The 271-nt window shown below is 52.8% G+C and carries 1 rRNA gene; it reads right to left on the bottom strand.

From position 1 onward, the window contains the following. Positions 1–271, bottom strand: a 16S ribosomal RNA gene (locus GEV02_RS33950); the annotation flags it as partial.

Here is a 271-nt window from a genome sequence, read left to right on the forward strand (position 1 = left end):
CAGACTTACAAAACCGCCTGCGCACGCTTTACGCCCAGTAATTCCGATTAACGCTTGCACCCTACGTATTACCGCGGCTGCTGGCACGTAGTTAGCCGGTGCTTATTCTTCAGGTACCGTCATTAGCAAACTGTATTAGAGCTCACCGTTTCTTCCCTGACAAAAGAGCTTTACAACCCGAAGGCCTTCTTCACTCACGCGGCATTGCTGGATCAGGCTTGCGCCCATTGTCCAAAATTCCCCACTGCTGCCTCCCGTAGGAGTCTGGACC

This window comes from Rugamonas aquatica (assembly GCF_009380215.1).
Lineage (GTDB): Bacteria > Pseudomonadota > Gammaproteobacteria > Burkholderiales > Burkholderiaceae_D > Rugamonas > Rugamonas aquatica_B.